18 protein-coding genes are annotated in these 21,118 nt (G+C 73.9%); 10 read left to right on the top strand and 8 right to left on the bottom strand.

All coding sequences use genetic code 11. The features are described from left to right. Positions 1–155: 155 nt before the first annotated feature. Positions 156–1,889: an ABC transporter ATP-binding protein gene (locus tag ACIF8S_RS06085; RefSeq protein WP_399997584.1), complete on the top strand. Its 1,734-nt coding sequence runs from the start codon at positions 156–158 to the stop codon at positions 1,887–1,889. Beyond that, entirely contained in the window at positions 1,889–3,817 is a 1,929-nt protein-coding gene (locus ACIF8S_RS06080; RefSeq protein WP_399997583.1) for an ABC transporter ATP-binding protein, read from the top strand. Before ACIF8S_RS06085 ends, ACIF8S_RS06080 begins: the two co-directional genes overlap by 1 nt. Before the next feature lie 56 nt (positions 3,818–3,873). Here ACIF8S_RS06080 and ACIF8S_RS06075 read toward each other — a convergent pair whose 3' ends face one another. After that, a complete protein-coding gene (locus ACIF8S_RS06075; RefSeq protein ID WP_399997582.1) occupies positions 3,874–5,187 on the bottom strand; it encodes an RNA polymerase sigma factor in 1,314 nt (437 codons plus the stop codon). A gap of 101 nt (positions 5,188–5,288) precedes the next feature. Here ACIF8S_RS06075 and ACIF8S_RS06070 point away from each other — a divergent pair, with 101 nt between their 5' ends. Then, positions 5,289–5,945 carry a hypothetical protein gene (locus ACIF8S_RS06070; RefSeq protein WP_399997581.1) on the top strand — a complete coding sequence of 219 codons (657 nt, stop codon included), beginning with the start codon at positions 5,289–5,291 and terminating at the stop codon, positions 5,943–5,945. Beyond that, positions 5,942–6,925, top strand: coding sequence for a nucleotidyl transferase AbiEii/AbiGii toxin family protein (locus ACIF8S_RS06065; RefSeq protein WP_399997580.1), 984 nt, complete (start codon positions 5,942–5,944; stop codon positions 6,923–6,925). The genes ACIF8S_RS06070 and ACIF8S_RS06065 overlap by 4 nt, the downstream gene beginning before the upstream one ends. Before the next feature lie 13 nt (positions 6,926–6,938). Here ACIF8S_RS06065 and dnaG read toward each other — a convergent pair whose 3' ends face one another. The 4 genes from dnaG to ACIF8S_RS06045 form a co-directional block, all read right to left on the bottom strand. Further along, positions 6,939–8,852, bottom strand: a complete 1,914-nt coding sequence (gene dnaG, locus ACIF8S_RS06060; RefSeq protein WP_399997579.1) for a DNA primase — start codon at positions 8,850–8,852, stop codon at positions 6,939–6,941. A gap of 120 nt (positions 8,853–8,972) precedes the next feature. Beyond that, a complete protein-coding gene (locus tag ACIF8S_RS06055) occupies positions 8,973–10,238 on the bottom strand; it encodes an NAD(P)/FAD-dependent oxidoreductase (RefSeq protein WP_399997578.1) in 1,266 nt (421 codons plus the stop codon). Between the two features lie 89 nt (positions 10,239–10,327). Beyond that, a complete protein-coding gene (locus ACIF8S_RS06050; RefSeq protein WP_399997577.1) occupies positions 10,328–11,644 on the bottom strand; it encodes a deoxyguanosinetriphosphate triphosphohydrolase in 1,317 nt (438 codons plus the stop codon). Positions 11,645–11,693: 49 nt separating this feature from the next. Next, a complete protein-coding gene (locus tag ACIF8S_RS06045) occupies positions 11,694–12,494 on the bottom strand; it encodes a sirohydrochlorin chelatase (RefSeq protein ID WP_399997575.1) in 801 nt (266 codons plus the stop codon). A gap of 201 nt (positions 12,495–12,695) precedes the next feature. On the opposite strand from ACIF8S_RS06045, the gene ACIF8S_RS06040 reads away from it, so the two are divergent. The 3 genes from ACIF8S_RS06040 (at position 12,696) to ACIF8S_RS06030 (ending at position 15,957) form a co-directional block, all read left to right on the top strand. Continuing rightward, entirely contained in the window at positions 12,696–13,400 is a 705-nt protein-coding gene (locus tag ACIF8S_RS06040; RefSeq protein ID WP_399997573.1) for a vancomycin high temperature exclusion protein, read from the top strand. Positions 13,401–13,435: 35 nt separating this feature from the next. Beyond that, positions 13,436–13,690, top strand: coding sequence for a hypothetical protein (locus ACIF8S_RS06035; protein ID WP_399997572.1), 255 nt, complete (start codon positions 13,436–13,438; stop codon positions 13,688–13,690). Between the two features lie 146 nt (positions 13,691–13,836). Next, positions 13,837–15,957 carry a molybdopterin oxidoreductase family protein gene (locus tag ACIF8S_RS06030; RefSeq protein WP_399997571.1) on the top strand — a complete coding sequence of 707 codons (2,121 nt, stop codon included), beginning with the start codon at positions 13,837–13,839 and terminating at the stop codon, positions 15,955–15,957. Between the two features lie 31 nt (positions 15,958–15,988). On the opposite strand, the gene ACIF8S_RS06025 is transcribed toward ACIF8S_RS06030, so the two are convergent. Further along, positions 15,989–17,635 carry a M4 family metallopeptidase gene (locus ACIF8S_RS06025; RefSeq protein ID WP_399997569.1) on the bottom strand — a complete coding sequence of 549 codons (1,647 nt, stop codon included), beginning with the start codon at positions 17,633–17,635 and terminating at the stop codon, positions 15,989–15,991. A 199-nt stretch (positions 17,636–17,834) separates the two neighbouring features. Here ACIF8S_RS06025 and ACIF8S_RS06020 point away from each other — a divergent pair, with 199 nt between their 5' ends. The 3 genes from ACIF8S_RS06020 to ACIF8S_RS06010 all read left to right on the top strand — a co-directional run bounded on the left by ACIF8S_RS06020 (position 17,835) and on the right by ACIF8S_RS06010 (position 19,864). Beyond that, complete coding sequence (locus ACIF8S_RS06020; protein WP_399997568.1) at positions 17,835–18,248, top strand: gamma-glutamylcyclotransferase family protein; 414 nt, start codon at positions 17,835–17,837, stop codon at positions 18,246–18,248. Between the two features lie 310 nt (positions 18,249–18,558). Then, positions 18,559–19,104, top strand: a complete 546-nt coding sequence (locus ACIF8S_RS06015) for a hypothetical protein (protein WP_399997567.1) — start codon at positions 18,559–18,561, stop codon at positions 19,102–19,104. 112 nt (positions 19,105–19,216) lie between these two features. Continuing rightward, positions 19,217–19,864 (top strand): class F sortase, encoded by a 648-nt coding sequence (locus tag ACIF8S_RS06010; RefSeq protein WP_399997566.1) that lies wholly within the window; start codon positions 19,217–19,219, stop codon positions 19,862–19,864. Between the two features lie 19 nt (positions 19,865–19,883). On the opposite strand, the gene ACIF8S_RS06005 is transcribed toward ACIF8S_RS06010, so the two are convergent. Both ACIF8S_RS06005 and ACIF8S_RS06000 read right to left on the bottom strand, forming a co-directional pair. Further along, positions 19,884–20,111 (bottom strand): hypothetical protein, encoded by a 228-nt coding sequence (locus tag ACIF8S_RS06005; protein WP_399997565.1) that lies wholly within the window; start codon positions 20,109–20,111, stop codon positions 19,884–19,886. 220 nt (positions 20,112–20,331) lie between these two features. Further along, positions 20,332–21,114 carry a sulfite exporter TauE/SafE family protein gene (locus ACIF8S_RS06000; protein ID WP_399997563.1) on the bottom strand — a complete coding sequence of 261 codons (783 nt, stop codon included), beginning with the start codon at positions 21,112–21,114 and terminating at the stop codon, positions 20,332–20,334. Between the last annotated feature and the right edge of the window lie 4 nt (positions 21,115–21,118).

The following is a 21,118-nucleotide window of genomic DNA, read 5'->3' as shown; positions in this document are numbered from 1 at the left end:
GTTACGGCGGCAGCCGGGCGCGTTGCGACCGCGGGCCGCGTCCGGGGGCGACGCGCGCGGGCCCGTAAATGGGTTGAGGTAACGCGGGTGGAGTGTTCGACGATAGGGGCCACGGGCAACCGAATGGCCCCGCCGACCACTCCGAGAGATGCAGCGTGCTCATACGACTTCTTCGTGACCGTCTACGGCCCTACAAAAGACCCCTGGCCCTCCTGGTGGCCCTGCAGTTCCTGCAGACCTGCGCCACGCTCTACCTGCCCACGCTGAACGCGGACATCATCGACAACGGTGTCGTCCAGGGTGACACCGGTTACATCCTGGGCTACGGCGGCCTGATGATCGGCATCTCGCTGGCGCAGGTCGTCTGCAACGTGGGGGCCGTGTATTACGGGGCCCGGACGGCGGCGGCCCTGGGGCGGGACGTGCGCGCCGCCGTGTTCGACCGGGTGCAGTCCTTCTCCGCCCGTGAGGTGGGCCACTTCGGCGCCCCGTCGCTGATCACGCGGACGACGAACGACGTCCAGCAGATCCAGATGCTGACCCTGATGACGTTCACCCTGATGGTGTCGGCGCCGATCATGTGCGTGGGCGGTGTGGTGCTGGCGCTCGGGCTGGACGTCCCGCTGTCCGGGGTGCTGGTCGCGGTGGTGCCGGTGCTGGGCATCTGCGTGACGCTGATCGTGCGCCGGCTGCGGCCGCTGTTCCGCACCATGCAGGAGCGGCTCGACACGGTGAACCGGGTGCTGCGCGAGCAGATCACCGGTAACCGGGTCATCCGGGCGTTCGTACGGGACACCTACGAGCAGCGGCGGTTCGCGGGGTCCAACACCGAGCTGACCGATGTGTCGCTGCGCACCGGCAACCTGCTCGCTCTGATGTTCCCCGTCGTCATGACGGTGGTGAACCTGTCGTCGATCGCGGTCGTGTGGTTCGGCGCGCACCGCATCGACAGCGGCGGGATGCAGATCGGCGACCTGACGGCGTTCCTCGCCTATCTGATGCAGATCGTCATGTCCGTGATGATGGCCACCTTCATGTTCATGATGGTGCCGCGCGCCGAGGTGTGCGCCGAGCGCATCCAGGAGGTGCTGGACACCTCCTCCAGCGTGGTGCCGCCCTCCGCGCCGGTCACCGAGCTGCGCCGGCACGGTCATCTGGAGATCCGGGGCGCGGGCTTCCGCTACCCGGGGGCCGAGGAGCCGGTGCTGCGGGCGGTCGACCTGGTGGCGCGGCCCGGCGAGGTCACCGCCGTGATCGGCTCCACCGGCAGCGGCAAGTCCACGCTGCTGGGGCTGGTCCCGCGGCTGTTCGACGCGACCGACGGGGAGGTGCTGGTCGACGGGGTGCCGGTGGCGGAGGTCGACCCGGCGCTGCTCGCGCGGACCGTCGGGCTGGTGCCGCAGAAGCCGTATCTCTTCGCGGGCACGGTGGCGACCAATCTGCGCTACGGCAATCCGGACGCCACCGACGAGGAGCTGTGGCACGCCCTGGAGGTGGCGCAGGGCAAGGACTTCGTGGAGCGGCTGGAGGGCGGGCTCGACGCGCCGATCGCCCAGGGCGGGACGAACGTCTCCGGCGGTCAGCGCCAGCGCCTGGCGATCGCCCGGACGCTGGTGCAGCGCCCGGAGATCTACCTCTTCGACGACTCCTTCTCCGCGCTCGACTACGCCACCGACGCGGCCCTGCGCGCGGCGCTCGCGCGGGAGACGGCCGAGGCGACGGTGGTGATCGTCGCCCAGCGGGTGGCGACCATCCGTGACGCCGACCGGATCGTGGTCCTGGACGAGGGCCGGGTGGTCGGCGCCGGCCGGCACCACGAACTGATGGCGGACAACGAGACCTACCGGGAGATCGTGCTCTCCCAGCTGACGGAAGCGGAGGCGGCCTGATGGCGGGGCCTGGGGGCCGGATGACGGCCGGGGGCGCACCCGGTCAGCGGTCGATCGACTTCAAGGGTTCGAGCAAACGGCTGCTCGCCCGGTTCGGGCCGGAGCGCCTGACGATCTACGGGCTGCTGGCCTGTGTCGTGCTGAGCGTCGGGCTCAGCGTGATCGGGCCGAAGATCCTCGGCCGGGCGACCGACCTGGTGTTCGCGGGCATCGTCGGCCGGGACATGCCGGAGGGCGCGACCAAGGAGCAGGTGCTGGAGTCGATGCGGGAGCGGGGCGACGACCAGGTCGCCGACATGCTCCGCTCCACCGACTTCACGCCGGGGCAGGGCATCGACTTCACCGCGGTGGGACACGTCCTGCTGTTCGCGCTGGCGGTGTTCGGGGCGGCCGGCCTGCTGATGGCGGTGGCGACCCGGCTGGTGAACCGGGCGGTCAACCGCACCATGTTCCGGATGCGCGAGGACGTGCAGACGAAGCTGTCGCGGCTGCCGCTGTCGTACTTCGACAAGCGGCAGCGCGGTGAGGTGCTGAGCCGCGCCACCAACGACATCGACAACATCGGGCAGACGCTGCAGCAGTCGATGGGTCAGCTGATCAACTCGCTGCTCACCATCATCGGCGTGCTGGTGATGATGTTCTACGTCTCCTGGATCCTGGCGCTCGTCGCCCTGGTGACGGTGCCGCTGTCGTTCGTCGTCGCGACGCGGGTCGGCAAGCGGTCGCAGCCGCACTTCGTGCAGCAGTGGCGTTCCACCGGCACGCTCAACGCGCACGTCGAGGAGATGTACACCGGGCACGCCCTGGTGAAGGTGTTCGGGCGGCAGGAGGAGTCGGCGCGGAAGTTCGCCGAGGAGAACGACGCGCTGTACGAGGCCGGGTTCAGGGCGCAGTTCAACAGCGGTGTGATGCAGCCGCTGATGATGTTCGTGTCGAACCTCAACTACGTGCTGGTCGCGGTCGTCGGCGGTCTGCGGGTCGCCTCGGGGTCGCTGTCCATCGGGGACGTGCAGGCGTTCATCCAGTACTCGCGGCAGTTCTCGATGCCGCTGACGCAGGTCGCCTCGATGGCGAACCTGGTGCAGTCGGGCGTGGCCTCCGCCGAGCGGGTCTTCGAGGTGCTCGACGCCGAGGAGCAGCAGGCCGACCCGTCGCCCGCCGAGCGGCCGGAGCGGCTGCGCGGGCGGGTGGAGCTGGAGCACGTGTCGTTCCGCTACGACCCGGAGAAGCCGCTGATCGAGGACCTGTCGCTGACGGTCGAGCCGGGCCGCACGGTCGCCATCGTCGGACCGACGGGCGCCGGCAAGACCACGCTGGTCAACCTGCTGATGCGGTTCTACGAGGTGTCCGGCGGCCGGATCACGCTGGACGGCGTGGACGTCGCGCGGATGACGCGGGACGAACTGCGCGCCGGGATCGGCATGGTGTTGCAGGACACGTGGCTGTTCGGCGGCACCATCGCGGAGAACATCGCCTACGGCGCGTCCCGCGAGGTCACCCGGGAGGAGATCGAGGAGGCGGCCCGCGCGGCCCACGCCGACCGGTTCGTCCGCACCCTGCCCGACGGGTACGACACCGTCATCGACGACGAGGGCAGCGGGGTGAGCGCGGGTGAGAAGCAGCTCATCACCATCGCCCGGGCGTTCCTGTCGGACCCGGTGATCCTGGTGCTGGACGAGGCGACCAGCTCCGTGGACACGCGCACCGAGGTGCTGATCCAGAAGGCGATGGCCCGGCTCGCGCACGGCCGCACGTCGTTCGTCATCGCGCACCGCCTCTCCACGATCCGCGACGCGGACACCATCCTGGTGATGGAGAACGGCGCGATCGTCGAACAGGGCGCGCACGAGAAGCTGCTGGCGGCGGACGGCCCGTACGCCCGCCTGTACAAGGCGCAGTTCGCGCAGGCGGTGGCCGAGGTGGACTGAGGCCCCAGGGTGCCGGAGGGGCGAGCACCGGCTCGGCCCCTCCGGCGTCCCGCCGGTCAGTCGAGGTAGCCGCGCAGCTGGTCGGCGTAGGCGTGGTCGCGGAGCTTGTTGAGCGTCTTGGACTCGATCTGCCGTATGCGCTCGCGGGTCACGCCGAAGATGCGGCCGATCTCCTCCAGGGTGCGGGGGCGGCCGTCGGCCAGCCCGTAGCGCAGCTGCACGACCTTGCGTTCGCGCTCCCCCAGCGTGGACAGCACGGCGTCCAGGTGCTGCCGCAGCAGCAGGAACGCCGCCGACTCCACGGGGCTGGCGGCGTCCCCGTCCTCGATGAGGTCGCCGAGCGCGACGTCGTCCTCCTCGCCCACGGGCGCGTGCAGCGACACGGGCTCCTGGGCCAGCCGCAGCACCTCGCCGACCCGCTCGGGCGGCAGGTCCAGGTGGGCGGCGACCTCCTGCGGGGTCGGCTCGTAACCGCGCTCCTGGAGCATCCGCCGCTGCACCCGCACCACGCGGTTGATCAGCTCCACCACGTGCACCGGCACGCGGATGGTGCGGGCCTGGTCGGCGAGCGCCCGGGACATGGCCTGGCGGATCCACCAGGTCGCGTACGTGGAGAACTTGAAGCCGCGCGCGTAGTCGAACTTCTCGACGGCGCGGATCAGGCCGAGGTTGCCCTCCTGGACCAGGTCGAGCATGGTCAGCCCGCGGCCCACGTACCGCTTGGCCACGGACACCACGAGCCGCAGGTTCGCCTCGATCAGCCGGCGCTTGGCCATGCGGCCCATGACGACGAGCCGGTCCAGGTCGTGCGCGAGCCGGCTGTCCAGGTCGGGGGTGAGACGCAGCTTCTCCTCGGCGAAGAGGCCGGCCTCGACCCGGCGGGCGAGGTCCACCTCCTCGGCGGCGGTGAGCAGGGGGATGCGGCCGATCTCCCGCAGGTACTGGCGGAACAGGTCGGCGGAGGGGCCGCCGGTCTCGGGCCGGACACGGGAGAGGTCGACGGGCTCGACGGCCACGTCGCCGTGCTCCTCCGCGGGCTCCGCCGGTTCGGCCGGCTCGGCCGGCTCCAGGGCCCGCGCCGGCGGCTCCGGACCGGTGGCGGGGTGCTGCGCGACACGGCTCTGCGCGGGCATCGCCACCAGCAGATCCGCGTCGGGCGCCGCGCCGGCGGCGTCGGTGTCGGTCTGGGTGAGGGTCCGGGTCTGCACGGGGGCGACCTCCAGGATGATCGCTGCCGGGGGGTGGGGCAGCGGTGCTTCAGGGGCGGAGTCGACGGCCTCGCCGCTGTCCGTCCCGTACGCGATGAGCGGAACAGCGGGGGTGTGCGACCCGTCACCGACGGGCCGGCCGCGCTCCGAGGACTCAGGCACCGCCCCCAGTGTGGGGTACGACACATCGTCCCCACGAGGGGCGTGCGTCGACTTTTTGCGTCCTCTCCGTCACCACCCGATCACCCGCCGCACAAACCCGGATGCCGGACGCGCGGGTGATCTGGCACGATCCGCGGGTGTCCACCGCCCTGTACGAGACCCATGTGACGGTCCGCTGTTCCGGTCCCGGGGAGTTCGAGCGCCTGCGCCACTGGTCCGCCGTGGCCGGCCTGAAGCTGACGCGCATCGAACTGGCCCGGGGCCGGATGCGCGACCAGCCGATGCTCACCCTGGCCGGCGCCCGCTCCCTGGCCGAGGAGTCGGAGCGGGCGCGTGACGTGGTGGCGCGGCTGCGGGCGGACGGCTTCGAGCCGGTGCGGGTGAAGACGGAGTCGACGCCGTGGGCGCCGGAGGTGCCTCAGGGGCCGTGCGGCGGCGGGCGGTACTTCGAGCACCACGTGAAGCTGCTGCTCGACGCGGCGACGGACCTGGCCGCACTCGCCGCCCGGACGGTGCCGCACGGGGCGCATCTGTCGTGGAACGCCCGGCGGGTGCGGGCCGGGGCGCGGCACGAGCGGTTCGTCACCCAGCGCTGCCACGGCGTGGACGTGTCCGCCGCCGACCGGGCGCTGGAGGAGTTGCTGGCGGCGCTGGACGGGCATCATGTGCTGGACGTGGAGCGGGAGTTCGTGCTGTACGACAGCGATGTGACGGTGGACGAGGGCTGGCTCGGGGAGCCGGAGGGGGCACGGACATGAGCGACTGGTCACGGATGATCGAGTCGGGTATGCCCGTCCCACCGGGCGAGCTCGACGAGCGGACCCGGCAGCGGCAGCAACTCCCCCGGACGCTGCGGACGATGGCGGCCGACGAGGTCGAGCAGCGGCTCGTCTTCGACCCGTCGATGAAGCAGTACCACAACGCCTACCGGGCGACCGACCCCCGGTTCGGCGACCCCACGCGCGGCGAGGACTGGCGGGCGGCCCGGCGGCGCGCCCTGGATCTGGTGCTCGCGGCGATCGCCGACTCCGCGTACGCGGACGCGCTGGTCCTGCGCGGCAGCGTGCTGATGGCCGCGTGGTTCGGCGACGCCGCCCGCGAGCCCGGCGACCTGGACTTCGTCGTCGTTCCCGAGACCTGGCGGATCGACGACGGACGGACCGGGCGGATGCTCGACGGGATCGCCCGGGCCGCGCAGGCACGGGCGGAGGCGTACGGCGAGGGCGTCGGCATCTCGGCGCGGGGTGCGGTCGTCGAGGACATCTGGACCTACGACCGGGTGCCGGGGCGGCGCATGGTGCTGCCGTGGGCGGCGCCCGGACTGCCCGGCGGGCACGTCCAGCTGGACTTCGTGTTCAACGAGCCGCTCCCCGAGCCGCCCGAGCCGGTGGAGCTGCCGGGCGGCGCGATCGTGTGGGCGGCGACCCCGGGGCTGTCGCTCGCGTGGAAGCTGATGTGGCTGATCACCGACACGTACGGTCAGGGCAAGGACCTGTACGACGCGGTCCTGCTTGCCGAGCGGTCGCCGCTGCGCCGTGAACTGCTGCACGAGGTGTTCCGGCTGGGCGGCGAGTGGCCGTACGGGAGGGAGCACATTCTGCTGGAGGACGTGGTGGAGGCCGTCGGGTACGTGGAGTGGGGGCACTTCGCCGTCGAGTACCCGCGGTTCGCGGGAGCCGGGGAGGACTTCGGGAGGCGGCTGGTGCGGGCGGTGTCGGGGGCGTTCCCCGAGGGGTGAGACCCGCCCGGCGCTACAGGGCTGCCGCGCCGTGTTCGCGGAGGGCCTGGTCGTACTGCTGGAGGACCCACAACTCGTTCTGCACGGCGGACAGTTCGGCCTGGTCGGCGTGGTTCGACAGGCGGGCCAGCTTGCCGTTGACCTCGCGGACGCGGCGCTCGACGGCCCGGCGCCGCACCCGGACCAGCACCTCGCCCGCGTACACCTCGTCGACCGCCCGGCGCATGATCGCCTCGACGGCCAGCTCGGTGACCATGGCGCGGACGGTGTCGTCGGGGGCCGCGTCGCGCACCCGGATCAGGTACTCCTGCGGGTCCTGGACGCCGTACTCGGCGCCGCCCGCGTCCAGGATCGCCTGGCGCACGGCCGCGTACGGCGGGGCGGTGAACTCGTCGACGCCGTACGCGTCGAAGGCCGGGGAGACCAGCTCCGGACGCTGCAGGGCGAGCTTGAGCAGCTCGCGCTCGGTGGCGAAGACCGGGTTGCGGAGGTTCAGGGCGGGGCCGCGCGGGGCGGAGGGGGCGGCGGCGTACTGCTGGGGGGCACCGCCTGCGGGCCGGCCGCGCTCCGGGGCCGGGCCCTTGCCGCCGCGGTCGCGGGCCCAGCGGGCGAGCTGGGCGACCCGCTTGACGACGAACTGGGTGTCCAGGATGCCGAGCATCCCGGCGAGCTGGACGGCGACCTCGTGCTGCGCGCCGCTGTTCTTGATGCGGGCGACGATCGGGGCGGCCTCGTCGAGGGCGCCGGCCCGGCCGGCCGGGGTGTCCAGGTCGTAGCGGCGGACGATCTGGCGCAGGGCGAACTCGAACAGCGGGGTGCGCGGCTCGACCAGGTCGGCGACGGCCTCGTCGCCCTTGGCCAGGCGCAGGTCGCAGGGGTCCATGCCGTCGGGGGCGACGGCGATGTACGTCTCGGCGGCGAACTTCTGGTCGTCCTCGAAGGCGCGCAGGGCGGCCTTCTGCCCGGCCGCGTCGCCGTCGAAGGTGAAGATCACGCGGGCCGAGCCGTTGTCCATGAGCAGGCGCCGGAGGATCTTGATGTGGTCGCCGCCGAAGGCGGTGCCGCAGGTGGCGATGGCGGTGGTGACACCGGCGAGGTGGCAGGCCATGACGTCGGTGTAGCCCTCGACGACGACGGCGCGGGAGGACTTCGCGATGTCCTTCTTCGCCAGGTCGATGCCGTAGAGGACCTGGGACTTCCGGTAGATCGCCGTGTCGGGGGTGTTGAGGTACTTGGGGCCGTTGTCCGCCTCGTAGAGCTTGCGGGCGCCGAAGCCGACGACGTCCCCGCCGATGTCGCGGATGGGCCACATCAGCCGGCCGCGGAAGCGGTCGATGGGTCCGCGGCGGCCCTCCTGGGCGAGCCCGGAGAGCACCAGCTCCTTGTCGCTGAAGCCCTTGCCGCGCAGGAAGCGGGTGAGGTGGTCCCAGCCCTGGGGGCTGTAGCCGACACCGAAGTGGAGGGCGGCGGCCTGGTCGAAGCCACGGTCGGCGAGGAAGACCCGGCCGGTGTCGGCCTCGGGGGAGGTCGCGAGCTGTTCCGCGTACCACTCGGCGGCCAGCTTGTGCGCCTCGACCAGGCGGATCCGCTCACCGCGCTGGTGGGTGGGGTTGTACCCGCCCTCCTCGTAGCGCAGGGTGATGCCGGCCTGTCCGGCCAGCCGCTCGACCGCCTCCGAGAAGGAGAGATGGTCGATCTTCATCACGAACGTGATGGTGTCGCCACCCTCCTGGCAGCCGAAGCAGTGGAAGAGTCCCTTGCTGGGGCTGACCTGGAAGGACGGCGACTTCTCGTCGTGGAACGGACACAGGCCCTTCAGGTTCCCGCCGCCCGCGTTGCGCAGCTGGAGGTACTCGGACACCACGGCGTCGATCGGGACCGCGTCCCGTACCGCCTTCACGTCCTCGTCATTGATCCGTCCTGCCACGCGTAGATTCTACGGGTGCGCCATGACATCCCCGGAGCGCGGAGCGCCCCGGGGAGGGCCCGGCCCTGTGACATACGCGGCACCGCGAGGGCGGCCTCGGGGCCGTGACGTCGGGGACCCTTACCCAGCCAGGCTCTCCAGCGGCACGTGCGGGTCGGCCAGCGCCTCCGTGTCCACCGCCTCGCGGGACCGGATGAGCCGCTGGACAGGATCGGTGACGTCCCACACGTTCACGTTCATCCCGGCCAGCACGCGCCCTTCGCGCACCCAGAACGCGATGAACTCCCGCTTCCCCGCGTCGCCCCGGATCACCACCTGGTCGTACGACCCCGGCGGCGCCCAGCCCGAGTACTCCATGCCCAGGTCGTACTGGTCGGTGAAGAAGTACGGGACGCGGTCGTAGATGTCGTCCCGGCCGAGCATGGCGCGGGCCGCGGCCGGGCCGCCGTTCAGCGCGTTGGCCCAGTGCTCCACCCGCAGCCGGGTGTCGAACAGGGCGTGCGGGAAGGACGCGACGTCTCCGGCCGCGAAGATGTCCGGGTCGGACGTGCGCAGCCGCTCGTCGACGAGGACACCTCCGCCGGACGCCGGGTCGGCGAGCTCCAGGCCCGCCGCCTCGGCGAGGGAGGTCCGCGGGGCCGCGCCGATCGCCGCGAGGACGGCGTGCGCCGGGTGCTCCTCGCCGTCGTCGGTGCGGGCGGCGAGGACCATGCCGTCCTGGCCGGTGATCTCGGTGAGCGTGGCACCGAAGTGGAAGCGCACGCCGTGGTCGCGGTGCAGTTCGGCGAAGAGCTGCCCGAGTTCGGGCCCGAGCACCGAGTGCAGCGGGGTCTGTCCCCGGTGGACGACGGTGACCTCCGCGCCGTAGCCGCGGGCCGCCGCCGCGATCTCCAGGCCGATCCAGCCCGCTCCGGCGATCACCAGATGGCCGTTGTCCCGGCCGAGGGAGGTGAGCACGCCCTTGAGGCGCTCGGAGTGAGCGAGGCGGCGCAGGTGGTGCACGCCCGCGAGGTCGGTGCCCGGGATGTCCAGCCGGCGGGGTTCGGCGCCGGTGGCGAGCAGCAGTTTGTCGTAGCGGACGGTGGTGCCGTCCTCGCCGAAGCGGACGGTCTTCGCGGCGCGGTCGACGGCGGCGACGGTGGCCCCCAGGTGGAGCTCGACGTCGTGCTGCGCGTACCAGGCGGGTTCGTGGACGAAGACGCTGTCGCGCCCGGCCTTGCCCAGAAGGTAGCCCTTGGACAGCGGCGGACGCTCGTAGGGGTGGTCGTGCTCGTCGCAGATCAGTATCACGCGGCCGGTGAAGCCCTCCGCTCTCAGCGTCTCGGCCGCCTTCGCGCCGGCCAGGCCGCCTCCCACGATGACGAATGTCTGATCCGCGTCGACCACGTGATGCCTCCTTCGAGCGTTGCCACCAGCGAGCCTCCCGCAAGCGGGAGGCTGCGGGAAGGGGGAGTGACCCGATCAGGCCACCTCCGTCACGTCCGGGCGGTGAGCCGGGCGTGCAGCGAGCGGGCCGAGGCGTCCGTCAAGGACGCGATCTGGTCGACGACGACCCGCTTGCGGGCCCGGTCGTCCGGGGCCCGGTCGAACAGGCTGCGGAACTGCGGGTCCAGGCCGTCGGGGGCGCGGGCGGTGAGCGCCTCGGCCAGTTCCATGACGACGACCCGCTGGTCGGCGCGGAGCCGCTCCTGTTCGGCGCGCTGCATGACGTAGCGGTCGGCGACCGCCTTGAGGACCGCGCACTCCAGGCGCGTGGTGCGCGGGACGACCAGTTCCGCCCCGTACCGGGTGAGGCGGCCGCCGCCCCAGGCCTGCCGGGTGGCGCTCTCGGCGGCGAGGCAGAAGCGGCCGATGAGCTGGCTGGTGGCGTCCTTCAGGCGGGCCTGGGCGACGGCGGTGCCGTCGTAGCCGTGCGGCCACCACTCCTGGGCGAGCAGCCGGTCGAGGGCCTCCGCCAGCTCCGCGGCGTCGGTGTCCGCCGGGACGTACCGGCCGACGGCGACCGCGAAGACGGCCTCCCGCTCCGGGTCGGCGTGCAGGCAGTTGGGGTCGATGTGGCCGGCGTGCAGGCCGTCCTCCACGTCGTGGACCGAGTAGGCGACGTCGTCGGCCCAGTCCATGACCTGTGCCTCGAAGCAGGTGCGGGTGCCGGGGGCGTCCTTGCGGAGCCACTCGAAGACCGGCCGGTCGTCGTCGTAGACGCCGAACTTCACCGACGCCGGGTCGGTGGGGTGGGCGCCGCGCGGCCACGGGTACTTGGTGGCCGCGTCGAGGGCGGCCCGGGTGAGGTTGAGACCGACGGAGCCCTCGGGGGTGAACCGCTTGGGCTCGATGCGGGTGAGCAGCCGCAGCGACTGGGCGTTGCCCTCGAAGCCGCCGCAGTCCTCGGCGAACTCGTTCAGCGCCTGCTCGCCGTTGTGGCCGAACGGGGGGTGGCCGAGGTCGTGGGAGAGGCAGGCGGCCTCCACCAGGTCGGGGTCGCAGCCGAGGGCGGCGCCCAGTTCCCGGCCGACCTGGGCGCATTCGAGGGAGTGGGTGAGACGGGTGCGGGGGCTGGCGTCCCACACCTGGCTCTGCTCGCCCGGGGTGACGACCTGGGTCTTGCCGGCGAGACGGCGCAGCGCCCCGGAGTGCAGCACCCGGGCCCGGTCGCGCTGGAAGGCGGTGCGGCCCGGCCGCTTGTCGGGCTCGGCGGCCCAGCGCTCGACGGCCGACGGGTCGTATCCGGCGGGCGGGACGTGGTTCGCGGGCGGGACGTGGTTCGCGGACGTGTCGGACGTGATGCCTTCCATGACCCGACAGTAGCCCCGGCCGGTGACATCACGGACACCGGTGGTCGTGTCACGCCGGGGCGAGGGCGGTGACCCCGGTGACCGGGGCCGCGGTCCGCAGCGCCTGGTCGTAACGGTGGAGGAGCAGGCGGGCCATCGCGGGGTGGGTGCCCAGCGGGGCGGAGACGGTGCCGGGCGCGGCCGCCGCGCACTCGGTGGCGAAGCGGCCGGGGGCGGTGAAGCAGGAGGCGACGGCGATCCGGGTGCGGCCGCGGGCGGCGAGGGCGCGGACGGCGTCGGGCACGGTGGGGTCGGCGGCGGAGGCGTAGGCGGGGACGACGGGGACGCCGAGCCGGGCGGCGAGCAGGGCGGCGATGCGTTCGGTGTCGGCGCGCGAGGCGGGAGCGCGGGACCCGGCGGCGGCGAGCACCACGGCGCTCGCGCGGCGGCTCTCGGCGTCCCGGGGGGTCTGCCAGCCCGCCTCGGTGAGCCGGGCGTGCAGGGCGTCCACGAGCAGCGGGTGCGGGCCGATCGGGTCGGCGACGCGGGTGGGCAGCGGTGCCGCCGCGGCGGCGTCGGGGATGTCCCGGGTGACGTGGTGACCGCGGCCGAACAGCAGCGGGACGAGGACGGCGGAGGCGGTGCCGCCCGCGCCCAGCTCGTCGAGGGTGCCGGGGAGCAGGGGGGCGTTCAGCTCGATGTGGCCGAGGTGCACGGGCAGGCCGGGGCGCAGCGCGCGAACCCGCTCCAGCAGCCGTCGCACGGTGGCCAGGGCGCGCGGGTCGCGGCTGCCGTGGGCCACCACGACGAGGGCGGGGGGCGGTGCGGCCGGGCGGGGCCGGGCGCCGGGATGCATCGGATACGCCGTCATGCAGCGAGCGTGACCGCAGGAGGTTGCCCTGCCGTTGCGCGGGGGTCACGCGTGTTTTCGGGGCGTTCACGCGGGGGCGGGGGACGGTGTGAGGCGGCGGAATCCCTTCCCCGGCGCCGTGAGGCCGGTCACAGGGCGCGAACCGCGGGCCCCGGCCCGGCGTCCTACCGGGTCAGGACCGACCCGGAGGAGGCCGTCCGTATGCGCCGTTTCACGTTCCGCCGTCCACGGCTGCCGCGCACCCGCGCGGGACGGCGGCGGCTGGTGCAGGCCGTGGTGGCGGTGTGTGTGCTGGGGCTGCTGCCGGCGACCTGGCTGCGGCTGAGCACGGGCGACCGGCTGCGCACCGTCGCCGACGTGCCGCGCACCGAGGTGGCCGTCGTGTTCGGGGCGGGGCTGTGGGAGGGGGAGCCGTCGCCGTACCTCGCGCACCGGCTGGACGCGGCGGCGGAGCTGTACCGCGCGGGGCGGATCGAGGTGGTGCTGGTCACCGGCGACAACAGCCGGGAGGACTACGACGAGCCGGACGCGATGCGCGCCTATCTGACCCGGCACGGGGTGCCCGACGCGCGGATCGTCAGCGACTACGCGGGCTTCGACACCTGGGACTCCTGCGTCCGTGCCCGGAAGATCTTCGGCGTGGACCGGGCGGTGCTGATCAGCCAGGGCTTCCACATCCGGCGGGCGGTGGCGCTGTGCGAGGCGGCCGGCGTCGCGTCGTACGGCGTCGGCGTGGACGACCGGCACGACGTCACCTGGTACTACGGCGGCGCCCGCGAGGTCCTGGCGGCGGGCAAGGCGGCCCTGGACGCGGCGTTCCGCCCGGATCCGCACTTCCTGGGGCCGGAGGAGCCGGGGGTACGCAGGGCGCTGGCCGACGCGGAGGGCTCCGGCACGCCGGGCTGACGGGCGGCCCCGGTACTCGACGGTACGTTCCCCTCGTGGCGGACACGGCACGGATCACGGTGACGCTCCCGGCGGTGCTCGTCGCCGCCCTGCGGGAGCTGACCGACGACGTCCCGGGGTATGTCGCCGAGGCGGCCGCGCGTGAGCTGCTGCGGCGGTTGGCCGAGGCCGATCTTCAGCGCCACCAGGAGGAGCACGGCGCCTCCACCGAGGCGGAGCCGGCGGACGCCCGTTCCCGGATCGTCGAGCACACGGATGCCGGCGCGTCGGCGGACAGGCCGAGCCGGTGACCGAGCGGGCGGCGGACGTCGCAGCCGCCCGCGGTGACGTGGCGGCGGCCCCTCACCACGCCCCCCGCCCGCCCGAGAGGGCACCGTGTCCGGGGTGTAACAGCGGTCGGCGTGGTGCGTAACACCGGGCACGCAGCCTGAGCCGTATGCGAGAAACCGTGACGTCCACGCACTGCCCCTACTGCGCGCTGCAGTGCGGCATGAACCTGACGCCGGCCGCCGACGGGCGGGCCGTCGAGGTGAGCGAGCGCGCGGACTTCCCGGTGAACCGGGGGGCGCTGTGCGGCAAGGGGCGGACCGCCCCGGCCCTGCTGTCGTCGGCCGTGCGGCTGACCTCCCCACTGGTCAGGTCGGCGGCGGGGACGCTGGAGCCCGCCTCCTGGGAGGAGGCGCTGGACCGGATCGCCGAGGGCATCGGAGGCGCCCGCGCGGAGCACGGCGCGGACGCGGTCGGGGTGTTCGGCGGGGGCGGGCTGACCAACGAGAAGGCGTACGCGCTGGGGAAGTTCGCCCGGGTGGTGCTGGGCACCTCGCAGATCGACTACAACGGCCGCTTCTGCATGTCGTCGGCCGCCGCCGCGGGAGGCAGGGCGTTCGGCCTCGACCGGGGGCTGCCGTTCCCGCTGGAGGACGTCCCGAGGACCGGCTGTGTGATCCTCGTCGGCTCCAACCCGGCCGAGACCATGCCCCCGGCACTGCGCTACTTCACGGAGCTCAAGGAGAACGGCGGCACCCTGATCGTCGTCGACCCGCGGCGCACGCGGACCGCCGAGCACGCCGACCTGCATCTGGCCCCACGCCCCGGCACGGACCTCGCGCTGGCGCTGGGCCTGCTGCACCTGGTCGTCGCCGAGGGGCGCACGGACGAGGAGTACATCCGGGAGCGCACAACGGGCTGGGAGGAGACCCGGGCCGCCGCGATGGCGCACTGGCCGGAGTACGTGGAGCGGATCACGGGCGTGCCCGTGCCCCAACTGCGTGAGGCCGTACGGCTGTTCTGCGAGCCGGAGCACGCGATGGTGCTCACGGCGCGGGGTCCGGAGCAGCAGTCCAAGGGCACCGACACGGTCAGCGGGTGGATCAACCTGGCCCTGGCCACCGGCCGCCCCGGCCGCCCGCTGTCCGGGTACGGCTGCCTGACCGGGCAGGGCAACGGGCAGGGCGGGCGCGAACACGGCCAGAAGGCGGACCAGTTGCCCGGCTACCGCAAGCTGACCGACCCGGCCGCGCGGGCGCACGTGGCGCAGGTGTGGGGGGTGGACCCGGACAGCCTGCCCGGTCCGGGCCGCAGCGCCTACGAACTGCTGGACGCGCTGGGCACGGACATCCGCGCCCTGCTGCTGATGGGCTCCAACCCGGTCGTGTCGGCGCCGCGCGCCGCGCACGTCGAGGAGCGCATCCGCTCGCTGGACTTCCTCGCCGTGTGCGACGTGGTGCTGTCGGAGACGGCCGAACTCGCCGACGTGGTGCTGCCGGTGACGCAGTGGGCGGAGGAGACGGGCACCACCACCAGCCTGGAGGGCAGGGTGCTGCTGCGCCGCCGGGCGGTCACCCCGCCGGCGGGCGTGCGCAGCGACCTGGAGGTGCTGCACGAGCTCGCGGCGCGGCTGGGCGGCGAGGACAGCCCGGAGAAGCGCTTCCCGGCCGACCCGGAGGAGGTCTTCGAGGAGCTGCGCCGGGCCAGCGCGGGCGGCCCGGCCGACTACTCGGGGATCACCTACCGGCGGCTGGCCGAGGGGAACGGGGTCTTCTGGCCGTGCCCCTCCCCCGCCGAGCCCGCCGGCCCCGCCGAGGGGACCGTCCACCCCGGCACCCCGCGCCTCTTCCTCGACCGGTTCGCCACCGAGGACGGGCGGGCGCGGTTCGTACCGGTGTCGCACCGGGCGACCGCCGAGGAGCCCGACGAGGAGTACCCGGTGCTGCTCACCACCGGGCGGGTCGTGGCGCAGTACCAGTCCGGCGCCCAGACGCGGCGCGTGGACGAGCTGAACGCCGCGGCTCCCGGCCCGTTCGTGGAGCTGCACCCCCGGCTGGCGCAGCGGCTCGGCGCGGCCGAGGGCGACCCGGTGGCCGTGGTGTCGCGGCGCGGGCGGGCGGTGGCGCCGGCCCGGATCACCACCGCGATCCGTCCGGACACGGTGTTCATGCCGTTCCACTGGGCCGGTGAGGGCCGCGCCAACACCCTCACCAACCCCGCCCTCGACCCGACGTCGAGGATGCCGGAGTTCAAGGCGTGCGCGGTACGGCTGGAGGCGGTGCGCCCGTGAGCGCACCGCCTCCGGAACACGGGTGGCGCGGTCAGCCCACGTCCACCGCGCTCCAGGCCGCCGCGACCGCGTCGTACTCGGTGCCGCCCTCGCCGTAGAGGTCCGCCGCCGCCTTCAGGGTGGCGGTGCGGGCGCCGGCGTAGTCGGTCGACGAGGTCATGTGGACCGTCAGGGCGCGGTACCAGATCGCGCCGAGCTTGGCGCGGCCGATGCCGGTGACCGTGGAGCCGTCGCAGGTCGGGGAGCTGTGCGCGGTGCCGCCCACGGTCCTCGCGCCGCTGCCCTCGGCGAGCAGGTAGGCGAAGTGGTTGGCGACGCCGGAGGAGTGGTGGACGTCGAGGTCCTTGACCGACGCGTCCCAGCAGTCCGCCGAGGAGCCGTCCTTCGACGGGTGGTCCATGAAGCGCAGGGCCTCCTGGCCGAAGCCGTCGCGGACGACCTCCTCGCCGATCAGCCAGTCGCCCGGGTCCTCGGGGTTGGCCGCGTGGAACTCCACCAGCGTGCCGAAGATGTCGGAGGTCGCCTCGTTGAGGCCGCCCGGCTCACCGGAGTAGGTCAGCCCGGCGGTCTTGGACGTGACGCCGTGGGTCATCTCGTGCCCGGCCACGTCCAGCGCGACCAGCGGACCCATCCGGGTGCCGTCGCCGTCGCCGTAGGTCATGCAGAAGCAGCGGTCGTCCCAGAAGGCGTTGTTGTAGGCGTTGCCGTAGTGCACGCGGTTGTACGAGCCCTTGCCGTCGCCCGCGATGCCCCGGCGGCCGTGCACGTCCTCGTAGTAGTCCCAGGTGACGTCGGTGCCGTACTGCGCGTCCACGGCGACGGTGGCGCGGTCGGCGGTGTCGCCGGTGCCCCAGTGGTTGTCGGCGTCGGTGAGGACGGGGGCGGGGGCGCGGATCACGCAGACGACGAGGACGCACAGGTCGGTGCGGTTGCCCGCGTCGCCGGTGTAGGTGCCGCCGCGGGTGGGGTCCTTCAGCTCGTACCCGGACGCGGTCTTCGTGGTCTCCAGCGGGACCGTGCCGCCGTAGAGGGACCTGCCGTCGCCGGTGGCGCTCTCCAGACGGTCCCAGGCGTCGATGCGGGCGCCGGTGTGCGCGTCGGTGAGGACGGTGCGCGCGACCGGGTTGCCGGCGGAGTCCTGGGCGGCGGCGTCGGTGCGCCAGGCGAGGCGGGGGGCGCCGTGCAGGGCGTCGACGACCAGCTGCGGGCGGGCGGTGAGCCGGTTCAGGGTCTCGCCGAGGTGCGCGGCGCGCAGCAGGTTCGCGGCGAGGTCGGCGGCGCGGGGCGCGGCGAGACGCGGGGAGACGGTGGGCAGGTCGATCGCGGCGCGGGTGGCGCGGGTGACGTCCCGGTAGGACCCGTCGGGGGCGAGGTGGAGTACGAAGTCGCCGCCCAGCACGGGGAGTCCGCGGTAGGTGCGGTCGTAGCGGACGTGGCGGCTGCCGTCCGCGTCGACGACGACGTCACGGACCTTCGTGTCCTGGGCGGCGCCGAGACCGAGGGCGTCGGCGCGGTCGGCGAGGACGGAGGCGGCGGCCTCGGCCGCGGCGGCGCGGGTGGGACGGTCGGCCGCTCCGGCGGTGGTGGGGGTGAGGGCGGCGGCCAGCAGGGCGGCGCCGGTGACGGCGGCTCCGGCCACGGCGAGACGGGGACGTCGGGCATGCCGTATCGGGCTCAAGCGGTCTCCTGGAACGGGCGCCCCGACGGGGGTGGGGGGACGGGGCGGGGCTGGTGGTGACCGCGATTCAAGTGGGGTGCGCCTGTCATGTCCATAGCGCGAATGTGGGGGTGTGTGAGGGGAGAGAATCGTTCCCGCAAGGCTCCGGTGGCACTTCGGTGCAGAGGGGCTCCGCCGACCGTCCGCGCAGGTGAAGCGAGTGAACCTCCCCTTCTTCGTCTACGGCACCCTCCGCCCCGGCGAGGTCAACCACGACCGCTTCCTGCGTGGCCGCACCGCACGCGAGGAGCCGGGCCGGCTGCGGGGCACGGTGCTGTACGAGGGGCCCGGTTACCCCTACGCCGTGGAGGCGCCGGACGGGGAGGTGCGCGGGGAGCTGGTGACCGCCCTGCCGGAGGCGTACGCGGAGTTGCTGACGCGCCTGGACCGGCTGGAGGAGTACGTCCCGGGCGACCCGCGCAACCTGTACGACCGGGTGGCGCGGCCGGTGGTCCGGGAGTCCGACGGCGCGACGGTCCGGGCGTGGGTGTACGTCGCCGCCCCGGCGGTCGCGGCTCGCCTGCGGGCGCGCGGGACGCGGGTCGAGGGCGGGGACTGGAGAGGGCCGGCCTGAGGCGCGCGTACGCCCCCCGGAACACGCCGGGGCGTGCGCCCTCGCCCGGTCAGCCCTTCGCCGCCCCGCCCGGCCCAATCCGCCCGCACGCCGCACGGCCGCCCGCTGCCACGGCGTTGACCTGCTGAAACACACCGCGGGCCGAGGTGGCCGCGGACAGCCTGACACCCGTTCAGCCGCCGCCCTGACGCCGCCTCAGGAAGCGCCACCCGCCCCGGGGCACTTACCTCGGAGGGGCAGGGACGCGGTCGACGGCGGCACATGGGGGTGCCGCGGGCCGGGTCGCCTCCGTGAGCTCGAGGGAGCATCGATGCGACGTACCGCCCGGCTGCTGACCGGCATGACCGGCACCGCGCTCGCCGTGGCCACCGCGGGGCTGCTCGCCTCCCCCGCGCACGCCGGGGAGGCGCCCGGCCCGTCGACCGGGGGTCTGCGGATGTACCCGTCGTCGGTCGCGCCGGGCGCGCAGGTCTCCGCGAACACCGCGGCGTGCGGCGACGAGGGCACGGCGGCGGGCGACGCCTCCGCCGTCGGGGCCGGCCGGTTCACACTGGCGCCGAGCACGCACGAGCGGGACGCGATCGGGCAGTTCCAGGTGCCGCCGAGCGCGCAGCCCGGGACGTACGAGATCGTCGTCGCCTGCGCCGGGAGCGGGCGCGAGGTGACCGGTGACCTCGTGGTGACGCTGACACCGGACGCGGAGCTCGTGATTCCGCGAGGAAGTGTGAAGACGGGGGTCGGTGGCGCGCTGGGCACCGACCCCGTACAGACCGCGGCCGGGGTGACGGCGCTCGCCGTCGCCGCCGCGGGCGGTACCTGGCTCCTGCATCGCCGGGCGAGAGGCGACGGGATCTGACGGGCACCCTCCGCTGCCCGTCCCACAGGTACCGCAACCCCTCCCCCTCCGGGTCCGACGCCCCTCGCGGCCCGGAGGGGGGTACGGGGCCGATTCGAGGTGAGGTCTCCCGATGCGCCGCAGGTTCCGCCGGACCCGGAGTCCCGGCAACACGGCGATAGCCGCCGTCACGGTGTGCGCCCTGTGCGCGGGGGCCGTGCTGCTGCGGGACGGCGGGGGCGACGCCCCGCCGCAGCCGTCCGCCGCGCAGGCGCACTCCGAGACCGACGCGCACGGCCCGGCCCGCTCCTCGGTCCCGGCGCTGCCGCCGTCGCCGCCCGACCGGGTCCGCATCCCCGCGATCGACGTGGACGCGCCCCTGACCGGCCTCGGACTGACCGGGACCGGTTCCCTCGACGTCCCGCCCGCCGACCGGCCCGACCTGGCCGGCTGGTACGAGGCGGGCACCACCCCCGGCGAGCGGGGCACCGCGATCGTCGCGGGCCACGTGGACAACGCCGACGGCCCGGCCGTCTTCTACTCGCTGGGCGCCCTGGACAAGGGCAGCACGATCGAGATCGCCCGGCGCGACGGCACGGTCGCCGTGTTCACGGTGGACGCCGTCGAGGCGTACGACGCCCGCGACTTCCCCGACGAGAAGGTCTACGGCGCGGCCCACCGCCCGGAGCTCCGCGTCATCACCTGCGGCGCGGGCTACTCCCCCACGACGGGCTACCGGGGCAACGTGGTGGTGTACGCCCACCTGACGGGGACGCGCTGACGCCGGGGTGGCGCGGGGCTCAACCGGAGACGCCGTCCGGGCAGGCCTCCGCGTCCGGGACCACCAGAAGGACCACCGGGTACGACGTGATCTGCTGGTTCGCCCCGGGCCTGCTGCCGCAGATCCGCCATGCCTGCGGGTCCACCACCTCGCGGTTCTTCCCCGTGGCGTCCTCGAAGCGGACCTGCGCGCCGTCCATCTGCTCCTGTGCCCGGAGCGCGTCGCCCCCGGTGACGTCGGGCATCACGGCGGTGACGGGCCGGGCGGCGGTGGCCGAGGGGGACGCGGGGACCGCCGCCCTCCTGTCGGGCTCGGGGTGCGTTCCGCAGGCGGCGGCCGCGCAGACGACCGCGGCGGCGAGAACGGCTCTCAGCGGTGCGGTGACCGTGGGTCTGGTGATGGCCGTGCCTCTCGTGAGGTGATCATGTCCGGCTCAGTATCCCCACCGGACACCCCCGCGCACAGTCCTACGCCAGCCACTGCTCGTACGCCATGTTCGCCACCAGGGCGAAGACGACCGTCAGCAGGACCACGCGGACGAAGCCGCTGCCGCGCTTGAGGGCGGTGCGGGCGCCCAGCATGCCGCCCGCCAGGTTGAAGACCGCCATGATCACCGCCAGCTGCCACAGCACCGCGCCCTGCCAGGCGAAGGTGGCGAGCGCGCCCGCGTTGGTGCAGCAGTTGACGATCTTCGCGGTGGCCGAGGCGGTGACCAGGTCGAGGTGGAGCAGGGCGGTGAGGGCCAGGACGAGGAACGTGCCGGTGCCGGGGCCGATCAGGCCGTCGTAGAAGCCGATGCCGAGGCCGGCCAGGCCGATCGCGGCGAGGATCTGCCGCCGGGTCGCCGGGCCGGACGCGGGGGCGGTGCCGAAGGCGGGCCGCAGGATGACGAAGGCGGCCACCGCCAGCAGCACCACCATGATCACCGGCTTGAGCACCTCGGTGCTCATCCCGGCCGCGAGGAACGCCCCGCCCGACGACCCGGCGAGGGCGGCGAGACCGATCCGCACCGCGGTCCGCACGTCCACCGGCGCCTTGCGGGCGTACGTCACCGCCGCGCCCGTGGTGCCTACGATCGCGACCGCCTTGTTGGTGCCGAGCGCGTGCGCGGCGGGGGTGCCGGCGGGCAGGCCGAGCAGCAGGGCGGGCAGGAGCAGCAGTCCCCCGCCGCCCACCACGGCGTCGATCCAGCCGGCGGCGAGCGCGGCCACGCAGAGCAGGACGACCGTGGTCAGCGATATGTCGGGCATGGCC

The organism is Streptomyces sp. NPDC085937 (assembly GCF_044540535.1).
In the GTDB taxonomy this organism is placed as follows: domain Bacteria; phylum Actinomycetota; class Actinomycetes; order Streptomycetales; family Streptomycetaceae; genus Streptomyces.
The sequence above is the reverse complement of the archived record's forward strand: the minus strand, read 5'-3'. Positions and strand labels throughout refer to the sequence as shown.